Raw genomic sequence first — 14,773 nt, forward strand, 5'->3', positions numbered from 1 at the left:
TATTTTTTCAAAATAGAATTTTTAATTAATAAAATTTAAAAAAATGCAAAAAGAAATATCAATTCTAAAAGAAATATTTTCTTTAAAATTTTTCTCTAAAAAAGGGAGCAATTTTAAAGCAAATGTTTTAATGCTATTTTCATTTGTTTTATTTTCAAATGCTGTGTTTGCACAATTTCCCACATTAGAAAATTTCAATAGTGGAATACCAGCTACTTGGGGAATTACAAGTAATCAAACAATTGTTAATAACTGGGTGCCAACTGCACCAACTGCAGGTTATTTAAGTACCCAAGGTGTAATGGTAAATCCAGCACTTAACAATACTGAAGGAACAATGACTGAGTACTTTTTAGTATCTCCACAATTTGTAACTCCACAAGTAACGGAAGTAAGATTCCATACTAAACAAGGAAGCTTTATAAATAAAGGGACAACTTTTGAAGTAAGACTTTCAACTGCAAATCAACCAGATTATGGTAGTTTTGATGTTCTTTTAGCCTCTTGGACAGAAGCAACATTAAATGTTTCTGCAACAACATGGGAAGAAAAAATTGTAACTATTCCAGATCTTCCAGCTGGTGTAAATGTACATATTGCTTTTATTGCAAGAACAAATCAAGTAGCTGGAAACGCTAACACAGTAGGGGATATTTGGTATATTGATAATGCTCGTGTAATTGAAAGTTGTGCGAAAGTAACAGGGATTTCTTCTACAATGTCTGCTACTGGTGGTTTAATTAACTGGACACATCCGACAGCTACCAATTTTGAAATTCAAATTGTTGATGATAATGCAGGTATTACTGCTTCTGGAACTCCAGTTACAGGTACTTCATTCAATGCAACAACTCTAACTAATGGTAATCCATTCGTAAATGGTACAAATTACGATGTTTATATAAAAACAATTTGTGACGGAACTACTGCAAGTTTGTGGGCAGGTCCGTTTAATGTTCAAACCTCAATTTTGGGTTTAAATTGTGGAACTCCTTTAGTGATTCCTGCGAGTATTGCAACAGGAGCACCATATGTGTTAAATAGTAATTTAGCGAATTATTATTCGACTACGGATTATACTCCTTATACGACAGTAGGGTCTAATTGTTTTCCAGGAAGTACAACTAATCAATTGAGTGGGAATCATGTATTTTTTAATTATACGCCTACAGCAAATGGACTTATTAATATTATACAAACTGTAACTAATTCATCTGGAGGTGGAGGAAACGGTTGTTATAATGCTTCTTCAAGTGTAATGGTTTTTGACAGTTGTGCCGATGTAGGTGTGAATTGTTTAGCTGCTACAACGACTCAGACTTCTGGAGCAAATTATGGAACTTGGGTAGGTCAAATTAACGATTTTTATGTAGTTGCAGGACACACTTATGTCATTGTAATGTCATCACCATATGAACACGATGAAAATTCAAATGCAAGTTTATGTTTTAATTTTACGGTAAGTAGTGCAACTTGTCCTTCACCATCTCCATCAGGAACAACTTATAATAATTTAACAGAAACAAGTTCTAATTTCTCTTGGAATAATGTTGGGAATTTAGTAAATGAATGGAATTATATAGTCTTACCAGCATCTGCACCAGCACCTACAGGGGCAACAACTGGGTTTAGTATTTCGTCTGGTCCAACTGGTAATATTAATCAACCATCTGGAGTTCTTACGCCTAACACAGAATACAAACTTTATGTTCGTTCTGTTTGTGGTGGTACTCCTGGAAACTGGGCACCAGCATTTCCTTTTAGAACACCATGTAATCCTTTTACTTTACCATATTACACAGGATTTAATGATGGAGATGCAACAATTGATTGTTGGTCACAATTGAATCTAAATAATGATACAAATTTCTTTACTTTTGGCTTTGATGCCGGTATCGATAATGGAGGTCATGAAGTAGCTAAAATTCGTCCTCAAGGCTCGAATGATATGTTAATTTCTCCACAATTAGTATTTGATGGAGTGACTCAAAAAAGATTACGATTTAAGTATAATATTTACGGAAATTGGGGACCAAGTGTAAATCCAACTCCTGGACCAGGTTCTTTTGAAATTAAATATTCTGACACTGGATCTGGAGCTCAAAGTTTCACTCAAACATTACTTCCTTTAGCGTCTTATACTACAGGATATAATTATGTGGAAAAAATTGTACCAATACCAGCAGGACTTACAGGTGATATAAATTTTGCTTTTATATTACCAGCTGGTGCTACACAAACTGGTGGACAAACTTATTTTGAAGATGTATATATTGAAGATATGCCAGCTTGTTCTGAACCAGCTTATCCAGTAATCACACCAGGTACATTAACAACAAATTCAGTTGAAATTTCTTGGACAGCTGGATATCAAAATACACAATGGCAATTAGTAGCTCAACCTTTAGGAATGGGAACTCCAGTATTACCTGGAGGACCAGGAGTTATTGTTTATAATAACGTGACTTCAAATCCATTTTTGTTAACGGGATTAGTTCCATCAACAAGATATGAATTCTATTTGAGAGCAGATTGTGGTGCTGCAGGGCAAAGTATTTGGGTAGGTCCAATCAATTTTAATACATTATGTATTGCTCAACCAACTCCATATTATGAAAGTTTTAATGATGATGATGTTAACACGAAAAAATTCTGTTGGTCAACAAATAATGTAGATGGAGATCCAGCTCAGTGGCATATTAATGAAACTAATGCAACAATACTTCCACAACCTATTGGCTTTTTTGATCCTTTTGTTTCTTATAACGATTGGTTAATTAGTGTACCTGTTAATGCAGTTGGACCAAAAAGATTACGTTTTAATTATAGAGTATTAACGTCTTTCATGGTGCCAACATTTCCAAGAGGTAATTTTGAAGTATTGATGTCTTCAACACCAGACTTTTCAACTTATACTACTTTAATTCCGATGCATGATTTTGACAATCAAGGATTTTTGGAAGATTCAGTTATATTTACTGGTACAGGAGTAACTTATTTTGCTTTCCGTTTGCCAGCTAATTTACCAAATCCAACAGAAACAGGTATTGTAACAATAGATGATTTTGTAGTTGAAGATGCACCACTTTGTCCGAATCCATCTGCATTAGCTGCTACGAATATCACTCAAACTACAGCTAATTTATCTTGGATTACAGGATATCAAGAAACAAAATGGGAAATTGTAGTTCAAGAACAAGGAAATGGAGTACCAACTGGTACAGGAACAACTGTAAATACAACACCTGCTTTTAATGCTATCAATTTAACAGCAGATACAGCTTATGAATATTATGTAAGAGCAATTTGTAATACTACAGATAACAGCGAGTGGGTTGGTCCTTTCAAATTTAGAACGATTTGTAATGCATTACCAACGCCATTTATTGAAACTTTTGATACGACATCAACAACTGAAACTTGTTGGACAGTTTATAATAATAATGGAGATAGTAATACTTGGAACTTTAACCAAACAGTTAACCCAATTTTTGGTGACCAAATGGCTGCCTTGTTTACTGGATCAAACGGTAATAACAATGATTGGTTAATTACACCAACAATTACAGCTCATGCAGGACAAAGATTACGTTTCTTCTATAAAACATTATATAGTGATTATGAAGAAGATTTAAAAGTTATGCTTTCTACAACTGGAGTTGCCACAAGTGCATTTACTTCAAATATTATGTATGAAAATAACTTTACAACAACGATTGATGCAGCTGGAACTACAACTGGTTCTAATGTTTTTACAGTAACAGATGGTTCTGGTGTTCAAGTAGGTGATATATTTTATATCCCTGGTTTCCCAATTCCTTATGCTACAACGGTTACAAACGTAAGTGGTAATACAATAACAGTATCAGCAGCAGCTACAGATACTTTTGCAGGACCATTACATATTGTATTTACTCATGATGTAATTAACAATGTTGTAGAAAAAGAAATGGTTATTAATTTAGATGATCATTATACATTTACAGGTAATACGAATATTAATATCGCATTTAACACACCTTATTTCCCAGAAAATCCATGGGGTTACAGAGGTCAATATACTTTTATAGACAACGTAATTGTAGAAGATGTTCCGGCTTGTCCATCAGTAATTAATGTAACTACACAAAATATTTTAGATGTTACAGCCCAAACGAATTGGCAATCAACAGGAACAGAAGGTTCTTGGGAAATTTCTTTACAACCATATGGAACTACGGCTCCAGTTGGAGCTACTTTACAAGCATATTTACATACAACAAATGCACATCCTTATACTTTTACGAATTTAACACCAGCTACACAATATCAATATTATGTTAGAGCTATTTGTAGTGGTACTTCACAAAGTACTTGGGTTGGACCATTTGAATTTACAACACGTTGTGATTATTCAAATGTATGTGAATATAAATTTACAGTAAGTAATGGAAATACTGGCCAAGTTTATAGAGCGCTTCAAGTGAAACAAAATGAAACAGTTATTCAGGAATTAACTTTCCCTGCTGTTGCACCAGGTCAACCTTTATCAATTGATTATACTGTATTTTTATGTAATGGAGTAGCTTTTGATGTGTATTGGGATGGTTTTGGTAACGGAACTCAATATTCAGAAGCTCAATTAGTAATTAGAGACCAATCTAATAATATTGTATGGACAAGTCCACAAGGATTAGGTACAATTCATACTAATATTTATACAGGATTTACAAATTGCGGAACAGTAACTTGTCCGCAACCAACTAACTTAGCAGTGAGTAACCAAAGTGTTCTATCTTGGACAGCTGGAGGTTCTGAAACACAGTGGGAAGTTTTTGTACAACCTGTTGAAAATGGTACTTTACCACAAGCTAATAGTAATATTCATTTAGTGAATTCACCAACGTATACACCAACTGCAGCTGCAGGTGATTTTGTAAACGGTTTAGCAGGAACATACGAATATTTTGTACGTGCAGTTTGTGGACCAAATGATAAAAGTTTCTGGTTTGGACCAAAAATATTTGTAATCAACGATGAACCAACTACTGCGGTACGTTTAACACCAAATGCAGGAACATCTTGTGAAACATCTGGTATTGATGCTTCATTTATTGGAGCAACTCCATCTTCTGTACCAACAACTTGTGCTGGTGTGAATGGAGGAGATATTTGGTATGATTTTATTGCCGCTTCAAAAGTGCATAATATTGAATTAAGTGATTTTGGACCAGGAAGTTATTATCAATCTTCTGGTGATGGACCTTGGCCAAAAATTATCATGTCATTATACGAAGTTCAACTTGATGGTTCATTAGTTGAAAAAGCATGTAGTGATAATAATGTAATCACAACAACATATTCTTCAGAATTAATTGTTGGAAAAACATATAAAATCAGATTAAAATTAAATAGTGCAATTGCAAACGATAAGAGATTCCATATCTGTGTGACTACACCAGTTATGTGTGATTTGGATGCTTTTAATTACAGTTTTGAGAAGTTCCCAATGCAAACTGTATCAGGAATTACTTCAATGGTTGACCCAACAGTTGTTCCAGCTTGGAAAGTTAATACAGATTGGGGAAATATGTTCTTCATTGAAGGAAACAACATTGGTGTTACTCCTTATGAAGGTGGACAATGTCTTCAATTAACACAAGATGGTGCTGCAGATTGGGATCCAACAGATCCAAATATTAAAGGATTATACAGAGATTTTGAAACTTCAGAAATTCCTGTTATGAATTACAGTTTTGCAAGTGCAACTAGAAATAGTGGTGGAACTAAAGTTCAACTGTATGCTGGGCCACCTTCTGGACCATTTACTATGATTGCAGAAGATTATGCAAATAGTGTAAGTTGGGACTTAATTGAAGGAAATTATATGACAAACAGTATTCCTGTTACACGTTTTATTTTCCGTGTAGAAGGAAATGACATTGGACATCTTTTAGATGCCGCTAATTTTAAGCCAAATACAGATATTAAAACTGTTGATACAACTTTAGATTGTAGTCAATCAAGTATCAATGTGGAAGCATCTGGAATTGGAGAATGGGTTGCAAGTGCAACAAATCCATCAATAGCAACAATTGCTAATCCAACTAATCCAATAACTACAATTAGTGGAATAAATACGGCTGGTGTGTATACATTCTTATGGAAAACACGTTATTGTGAAAAAGCATTAAATGTAACACTTTCAGGCTTTACAGAAGTACCAACAGTAACTTCACCTGTTACATATTGTACATCAGAAACGGCTACAGCTTTAACAGCTACAGCTCCTGCAGGTTATACACTAATTTGGTTTACTGTACCAGTTAATGGAGTAGGTGATGTAAATGCGCCAATTCCTTCAACAACTACTGTAGGAACAACAACTTATTATGTTGCTCTAGTAAATGCTACAGGTTGTGTTGGACCAAGAGTTGCAATTGACGTTATTGTAAATCAATTAATTACTCCAGTTGTTCTGTTTGGTTATGATAATACTGAGTATTGTGAAAACGGTGCTAATCCGGTATTAGTTCCTGCATCAGGATTTACAACAGGTGGAACATATTCGGCAACACCTGCAGGTTTATCAATTGATGCAAACACAGGTGCAATTAACTTACAAAATAGTTCAGTAGGAAATTATGTAATTACATATAATTTGGTTGCTAATGGTTGTACACTAAGTGGTACATCTACAGCTAATATTGAAGTAATTAATGAAGTTACATTTACAATTGAAAGCGTTTGTGAAAATCAAAACATGTTATTAAATGTTATTGCTACAAATGGTTCAGATTTATCAAGTGTGGTTTACACTTGGCAAAATGCTAACGGAACTGCAGTTGGTACTAATTCTCCACAATTTAATATAGGTGAGTATTTAACTCAAAATCCAAGTATTTCATTCCCAACAACATTTACAGTTCTTGTAGACTCAGAAGGATGTATAAATTCTGAACAAATTACTTTAGATGGAAATAACTGCGGTATGATTCCAAAAGGAATTTCGCCAAATGGTGATGGTGATAATGATACTTTTGATTTAACAGGTCTAGGTGTAAAAGAGCTTTCTATTATTAATCGTTATGGTATGGAAGTGTTTTCTTTCAGTGGAAAATATACGAATCAATTTGCAGGAAGTACTAATGATGGTAAACACTTGCCAGATGGAACTTATTTTTATAGCATTTCTTTTGAAAATGGAAAAGCTGTTACTGGTTGGGTTTATATAATTAGACAGTATTAATTAGATGTTTGGTTGTAATCAGTCTGCTTAGTATAATTAAGCAGGCTGATTTTAAACTTTTACACTTAAAAATATGAAGTTTTACACAAGAAATTTCATACTACTAATAAAACAAAATATAAATATGAAAAATAAAATAATAGCATTTGTAATTATTTCCTTGTTTACCTTGCAGTCACAAGCGCAACAAGATCCACACTATACGCAATATATGTATAATATGAATGTTGTAAATCCAGCTTATGCAGGATCTAAAGAAAATTTATCTATCGGTTTGTTATACAGACAACAATGGGTAAGTATTGATGGCGCTCCAAAATCGGCAACATTATCTTTACATAGCCCTGTTGGAAAAAAAGTTGGTTTAGGTTTATCTGTAATTTCAGATAAAATTGGACCAGTAGAAGAAAATAACGTTTATGGTGATTTTTCTTACACGTTAAATTTAGGTGGTGATAACAGATTAGCTTTAGGTTTAAAATCTGGAGTTACATTTCATAAGGTAGGTTTATTTAGTGAAGTTAGTCCATATACTCAACAGCAAAATGATGTAGCTTTCAGAGAAAACACTAGTAACATCTATTTCAATATAGGTTCTGGTTTATTTTATTATTCTAAAAAATATTATGTAGCTGCATCTGTACCAAATATGTTAGAAGCGAAACATTTAGTTGTAAAAGATAATGGCAGCGAATATCAATTTGGAAGTGAAAAACAACACTTTTTTATAACTGGAGGTTATGTATTTGATCTTTCAGCACATACGAAATTAAAGCCATCATTTATGGCAAAATCAGCTTTTGGCACACCAGTTTCTTTAGATCTTTCAGCTAATGCGTTATTCTATGAAAAATTTGAAGCAGGTTTAAGTTATCGTTTAGAAGATTCATTTGGAGCTATGGTAAATTTTGCCGTTACACCAAGTTTAAGAATTGGATATGCTTACGATCATGTTACTTCAGCTTTAAATGTTACAACACCAGCTTCGCATGAATTTATGTTGTTGTTCGATTTAAATTCGATGAAAAAAGTATCAGTTTCACCTAGATTTTTCTAATAAAAAGCACATAAAAAATGAAAAAAACATATAAAACATTAGGCTTACTACTTTTTTCAGGAATTGCCTTTTCTCAAACTCCAGCTATACAAAAAGCGAATCAACTTTTTGAATCGTATCAATATGTTGGAGCAATTGAATCTTATCTTCAAGTTGTAAATAGTAAGCAAGCCAATCAGCAAGTATATCAAAATTTAGCAGATAGTTATTACAATATTTATAACACTACCGAAGCTGCAAAATGGTATGAAAAGGCTCTACAAGGAAATGCAAATCCGGAAACGGTTTTTAAATATGCACAAGTATTAAAGTCTTTAGGAAATTATACGGAAGCTAACAATCAAATGTTGAAATTTTCAAGCATACTTCCAAATGATGTTAGAGCAAAAGAATTTAATACAAACCAAAATTATAAAACATCATTAGATAAATCTAAAGCATTATTTACAATTGAAAACACTTCTCTTGCGGATAATAAAAGTAACGATTTTGGTGCTGTTTTAACTAATAATAATGAATTGTATTTTGTGAGTACAAGAAACAATTCTAAAATTGATAAATGGTCAAATGTGCCATATATTGATGTTTATAAAGCCAATAAAAACACAGATGGAACATTTTCTAAACCAGAAAGTGTAAATGAATTAAATTCTGCTTTTCATGATGGTCCTGTTGCTATTAGCGAAGATGGAAATACTATGTTTTTTGCAAGAGACGGACATAGTACAAAATTGTATGAAAAAGACGCGAAGAACAATGTGAAAGTAGGGCAATTAGGTATTTACAGAGCTGTTAAGGTAAATGGAAAATGGGAAATCAAAGAAGCTTTACCAGTAAATAGTACTGCATATTCTGTAAGTCATCCAAGTTTAAGTAAAGATGGAAAAACTTTATATTTCACTTCAAATATGCCGGGTGGTATAGGAGAGTCTGATATTTGGAAAATCGCTATTACTGAAAATGGTTATGGAAAACCAGAAAATTTAGGTTCAAAAATCAATACTCCTTCACGTGAAGCTTTTCCATTTATTACAAACAATAACGAATTGTATTTTGCTTCAACTGGCTGGGCAGGTTTTGGTGGTTTAGATGTATTTAAAACAGATTTAAATAAATCATCAAGTTCAGTAATCAATGTTGGAAAACCAGTAAATACGGAAAAAGATGATTTTTCATTGAGTTTAAATACGAAATTGAATGTTGGTTATTTTTCATCGAACAGAAATGGAACAGATGCCATTTATCAAATAATTCCAATTTGTGGAACGGATATTTTGCCTTTAGTTACCGATGCTAAATCTGGAAAAGCTATTGGAAAAGCTGTAGTAATTATTTTAGATGAAAACAATACAGTTGTTACAACTTTAGAGACAGATAATTTAGGAAAAACACTTTATCAATTAAATTGTGATAAAGGTTATAATCTTCAAGTTGCTGCTAATAACTACACAACTACTGTTTTACCAATTGCTAAAACTAAAGAAAATAAATTAGAAATTCCAGTACAATTAGTTCCAAATGAAGTAATTATTACTGATAAAGAAGTGCTTTTAGGTGATGTTTATTTCGAGTTTAATAAATCTAACATTACACCTTCAGGGGCTAATCAATTAGACAAATTAGTAAAAATTATGATGGAAAAACCAGAAATGGTTATTTCAGTAAAAGCACATACCGATTCAAAAGGTAATGCAAAATATAATTTAAAATTATCTGAGCAACGTGCTCAATCAACTGTTCAATATTTGATTTCAAGAGGAATTAGTAAAGAACGAATTTCAGGTAAAGGTTTTGGATTTACAGAACCAAAAATTGACTGTGGCGGAAGCTGTACAGATGAGCAAGATGCTATCAACAGACGTTCAGAATTTATTATAGTGAAGAAATAGACTGTTTAAAGCTATCTCTTTTTTGAAATTGTTTTTAATAACTAATCTTAATTTTTTTAAGATTAGTTATTCTAATTAAAATACAACCCAGATGAAACTTTTAAAATTTTATATATTATTTTTATTTACCACGTTTGCTTTTGCACAAACTCCTAATGATTGTGTAAATGCAATTACAATTTGCGGAAATGGTTCTTTCAGTTCAAATGCTACAGGAGCAGGAGTTCAGGAGGTTGCTGGATGTAGTGGTTTCGAACATAATTCAATTTGGTTGAAAATCAATATCGTAAACGGAGGAACTTTAGGTTTTAATTTAACTCCTAATGATCCATCTCCAGTTGTAGATTATGACTTTTGGGTATATGGTCCAAATAAACCATGTAATGCATTAGGATCACCAATTAGATGCTGTACAACTAACCCATTATTAGCTGGTGTTAGTACTGTTACAGGAATGGCAGTAGCACCTTTAAGTACAACAGCTGGACCAGGAGCAAACGGTAATGGTTTTGTTCGTTGGTTAGATGTTTTACCAGGGCAATCGTATTATATTGCTATTGACAGACCTGTTGGTGATGGTGGTTTTCAAATTCAATGGACAGGTTCTGCCATGAACGGTAGTGGTGCTTTTGCAACTCCTCCTACAGCAAATTCTTTAGGAGAAATACGATCATGCAGTAATAATCCAAATGTTGGAATTTTCGATTTTAATAGTTTAAAAAGTCAAATTAATTCTGATTTAATTAATAACACAATAAGTTTTCATTTAACTAGTGCTGATGCTACTGATGGAATAAATCCATTGCCAGGTATCTATGGAAATACTTCAAATCCACAAACAATTTATGCGCGAGTAAAAAATAATTTTTCTGGATGTTTTTCGATAACAAGTTTTCAATTAAAGGTATATCAAGTTCCTAATGGAACAATTTCAACAACTACTCCAACAATTTGTGCAAACTCAAATGGAACAGTTACTTTTAACGGAACTCCTAATGCAATAATTGAGTATAATATAAATAATGGAACTACACAAACTGCAACTTTAGACGGTTCAGGAGTTTTTCAAATTACATCTCCATTAACTTTTACAACAATATATAAATTTATATCAATTAAAATTGTTGATAGTGCAAATGCAACATTATGTTCAAGTACAATAAATAGTACAGCCACAATTACAATTTCATCACCAGCTGCTCCAACAATTTCTAATGTTGGTAATATATGTTCAGATGGAATTCAAACGTTAACTTTTAATGGATTAGCTAATGCTAGTATTAATTATACAATCAATGGTGGAAGCAATCAAACAGTAGTTTTAGATAGTTCTGGACAACAACAAGTTAATTTAACTGGATTAGCACCTGGAAATTATACGGTTTTAATTTCAAGTATTACAGAACCAAATGCACCAAATTGTACTACTGATGTAAATATTACAAGTACATTTACAGTACAAGACGCATTATTCGCAGATATTGCAGTTAGTAGTTCAGTAGTTTGTTCAGGAACTTCTGCAACAGTAACTTTTACAGGGACACCAAATACAACTGTAACATACAATGTAAATGGAGGTAGTAATCAAACAATTACATTAAATAATTCAGGAACTTTTAGTTTAACTACTTCAGCATTATTAACAGATCAAACCTATCAATTAGTTAATGTTTTTACTTTAGCACCTAATTGTTCTAAACCAGAAACGGATTCAGCTACAATTACTGTAATTACTCAGCCATCAGTAACTAGTTTTACAGGAACAACTACAATTTGTTCTGGTTCTTCTACTAATTTAAATTTTGTAGGAACACCAAATGCTACAGTTACTTATTTTGATGGTTCTGCAAATCAAACTACATTCCTAGATAGTACAGGAAATAGGATAGTTTCAGTATCTCCAACAACGCTTACAACATATAGTTTAGTAAGTATTTCAATTGCGAGTAGTCCAGTTTGTTCTAGTTCAGCTTCAGGAAATGTTACAATTACTGTAAACAATGCACCAAATGCAGGTATAGATGGTTCTTTAGATGTTTGTGAAACGAGCACAACTACAATTGATTTATTTGGTTTAATTTCTGGAGAACAAGCAGGTGGAACTTGGACAAGAACTGGAACTGGAGGGGTTTTTGATCCAGTAGCTGGAACTTTTACACCAGCAGTTGGAGCAACAAATTCTACTTTTACATATACTATAGCAGGTACATTTCCTTGTGTTAACGATTCAAGTGTGGCTACTATAAACATAAATGCGCAACCAAATGCTGGAACTGATTCAGGAGCTTTAGTGTTTTGTGAAACTGATACAAATTTAATTAATTTATTTGGTTTAATTACTGGGGAACAAGCAGGCGGAACCTGGACAAGAACTTTAGGAACAGGTGGAACATTTGATGCTGCAGCTGGAACATTTGCACTGACTGTTGGAGTAACAAATTCTTCATTCACTTATACTATATTAGGAACAGCTCCTTGTACAGATGTTTCGAGCGTTGTTTCTGTAAATATTGCTCAACAATCAGTTGCAGGAACCGATGGTGTGGTTTCCGTTTGTGAAGCCAATACAACCGCCATTGATCTATTCAATATAATTTCTGGAGAACAATCTGGCGGAACATGGACAAGAACTTCAGGAACAGGTGGGATATTTAATGCAGCAGCAGGAAAATTTACACCTGCAATAGGTGCAACTAACTCAACTTTTAAATATACTTTAACAGGACCATACCCATGTGCTGATAGTAGTAGTGTTGCAACAATTAATTTTGTAGCACAACCAAATGCAGGTTCGGATGGTACAACAGCAATTTGCGATAATAACACAACACCAATCAATTTATTCAGTTTAATTACTGGTGAACAAGCTGGAGGAACTTGGACAAGAACTGGAGGAATTGGCGGAGTATTTGACCCAACAACAGGAACATTTACACCAGCAGTAGGAGCTAACTCAAGTACTTTTGCTTACACTTTAGTTGCAACAGCACCGTGTGTTAGTGATACAAGTGAGGCAAGTGTTACCATTAGCCCAATTTCTACTAATATTTCAATTTCAGGAGGGACGACAATTTGTTCAGGCGGTTCAGCTAGTTTAACAGTAACTGCAACACCAGGAACAGTTATCACATGGAATGGTACACCAAGTTCATTTACAATTGGTTTATCTGGAAGTAATGTAATTCCAGTTTCACCATCAATAAATACAACATATACTTTAACAAGTGCAAATTTAAATGGTTGTGTAATTCCAATTGTGGCAGGTCCAACTACAACGACTACAGTTAACGTTTCAGCTACACCACAATTTATTACGCAAATTCCAGACATTACTATTTGTAATGGTGGAACATTAAATATTGCTTCTCAATTAACAAGTACGGTTACAGGAGCAACATTTGTTTGGAGTGCTTCTACATATAATGTAAACACAATAGAAGCTAGTAGTGGAACTATAATTCATAATGGAAATCAAAGTAATATTGACTTAATTGTAAATTTAATTGATCCATATGTAGGAGGTAATGTTACTATACAAGTAAGACCAGAGATAGGTAACTGTTCTGGAACACCACAAGAAATAGTTATTACTGTGAAACCTATTCCAGCAATTCTTCCAAATCAAACAGTTGCAGATAAACCTGTAATTTGTAATAACGAATCTGTAAGAATCACAGCGCTAAGTAACCCAGTTGCAACTTCATACAATTGGCAAGTCAATGCTGCTACAACTAATGGTGTTCAAATAGTTGGAGGTGCAACTGGCGGAACTTCAACAACAGGAATTCTTAATTTACAATTGGCTTTAACTAATCCTTTAGTAGGAGGAACAATTAGTTTTAATTTTACTCCAAGTAATGGAACTTGTACAGGAGCAACAGAATTTAATGCAGTAACAATTACTGTAAATCCAATACCAGGAACACCAATTGGTTTACCAGTTGATGAAATCTGTAGTGGAGAAACTACTAATTTAACTATTTCGTCATTCCCAAATATTACAGGAACAACGTTAGTATGGACGGTGGTTGATTATTCAACAGGTATAACAGGATTTACAAACGGATCAGCACCGGCGCCATTTACAATAAGTGATTTACTTGTTAATGGATCAGATGTTCAAGGTTATGTGAAATATAGCGTAACATCAAAATTAGGAGATTGTAACGGAGGAACTACAGAATACACAGTATTAGTAAATCCATTACCAAAACCAAATTTATTAGACGGACATATTTGTGTGAATCAAGACACTGGAGTAACATATCAAGGTTTTGTTTTAGATACGCAATTATCTAATCCAGATTTCACATACGATTGGTATATGTTAAATACAGCTACAAATACGTATGATGTATTAGCAAGTACAAACGGACCAACTCATGAAGTAACTTTACCAGGAACATACCAAGTGATTGTAACTAATACAATAACTGGTTGTAAGGCAGCAGCAGATCAAGCTATAGTAACTACAGTTTATCCAGCAACAGATTTCACATATGTTGTAACGGAAGCATTTACTGATAATGCTACAATCACAGTAACAGTAAACCCAGTAGGAACTGGAAATCTAATTTATTCATTAGATGGAGGTGCATG

The 14,773-nt window shown here is 33.4% G+C and carries 4 protein-coding genes; all 4 read left to right on the forward strand.

Going from position 1 to position 14,773, the window contains the following annotated elements:
• The first annotated feature begins 43 nt into the window (after positions 1-43).
• Complete coding sequence (locus tag BMX42_RS14095; protein ID WP_091315991.1) at positions 44-7,228, forward strand: choice-of-anchor J domain-containing protein; 7,185 nt, start codon at positions 44-46, stop codon at positions 7,226-7,228.
• A gap of 124 nt (positions 7,229-7,352) precedes the next feature.
• Positions 7,353-8,285, forward strand: coding sequence for a PorP/SprF family type IX secretion system membrane protein (locus BMX42_RS14100; RefSeq protein ID WP_091315994.1), 933 nt, complete (start codon positions 7,353-7,355; stop codon positions 8,283-8,285).
• Between the two features lie 17 nt (positions 8,286-8,302).
• A complete protein-coding gene (locus BMX42_RS14105; RefSeq protein ID WP_091315998.1) occupies positions 8,303-10,174 on the forward strand; it encodes an OmpA family protein in 1,872 nt (623 codons plus the stop codon).
• A gap of 91 nt (positions 10,175-10,265) precedes the next feature.
• Positions 10,266-14,773 (forward strand): beta strand repeat-containing protein (locus tag BMX42_RS14110; RefSeq protein ID WP_394332817.1); only part of this gene is annotated, 4,508 nt, incomplete at its 3' end.

The sequence above is a fragment of the Flavobacterium terrigena genome (assembly GCF_900108955.1).
In the GTDB taxonomy this organism is placed as follows: Bacteria; Bacteroidota; Bacteroidia; order Flavobacteriales; family Flavobacteriaceae; genus Flavobacterium; species Flavobacterium terrigena.